The sequence below is a fragment of the Pseudomonas sp. GW821-FHT03C07 genome, from assembly GCF_059420925.1.
On sequence record NZ_JBWKUQ010000051.1, the window covers coordinates 1 to 897 of the forward strand.

2 protein-coding genes are annotated in these 897 nt (G+C 61.2%); both read left to right on the forward strand.

All coding sequences use genetic code 11. The features are described from left to right. Window positions 1–609, forward strand: a 609-nt coding sequence (locus AC07VG_RS33435; protein WP_495022569.1) for a pirin family protein, incomplete at its 5' end; no start/stop codon positions are given. A 25-nt stretch (window positions 610–634) separates the two neighbouring features. Next, the coding region (locus AC07VG_RS33440; protein WP_495022570.1) for a cysteine hydrolase family protein at window positions 635–897 on the forward strand (263 nt) is incomplete at its 3' end.

The window sequence follows — 897 nt, forward strand, 5'->3', positions numbered from 1 at the left end:
CCGACCTTTGCGCCCCATCAGCATGCTGGTATTTCGGCGGTGTCCTATCTGCTGCCCGATTCCGAGACGGGTATGGCCAATCGTGACTCGATCGGTACCCAGAACGTGATTCAACCCGGCGGCCTGCACTGGACCACCGCCGGCCGTGGCGTGGCGCACGAGGAGGTCCCGGCTGAAACCGGGAAAACGGTTCACGGATTGCAGATCTTTGTCGCACTGGCGTCATCGCTCAGGCACATCGCGCCGTTCCCGCTGATCCTCGAAGCGCAGGATGTTCCGGTCATGCAGGAGCCGGGTGCCACGGTGCGGGTACCGTTGGGCAGCTATCGTGAGCTGCGCTCCCCGCTAGGCCCTCCGACTGAAGTCACGATGCTCGACATTTCTCTGGAGGCGGGAGCCGAACTGAGTGTGCCGATTGCCGCAGGCCATTGCGTGTTTGTCATGCCCGTCGACGGCACGGTGGAGGTGGCGGCCCAGCGCTTCAACCGCGAGGACCTCCAGCTTCCGGTGTTCCCGGCGCAGGAGGCTCCACGCGAGGTCAAGCTAAGCGCCCCGCAGGGCAGGGTCAATGTCGTGCTTTTCAGTGGACCACCACTACCCTTTGTTTAACCCCAACGAAACGAGGAGCCGTACCATGGCTGCTGTACGATTTACTGCAGAGAACTCCGCGTTGTTGCTGATCGATCATCAGGTCGGCACGATGCAATTGATCAAAAATATCGACCGTGAATTCGCCGCCAAGCAGTCGATTGCGCTGGCCAAGATGGCGAAGATCCTCAACATGCCGGTCGTGATTACGTCTAGCCAGGAAGATCAGGCCCAAGGCCCGATTCTCCCGGAAATCGCCAAGGTGCTTCCGGAAGCGCACGCGGCACGGATCAAGCGTCCCGGTGTGGT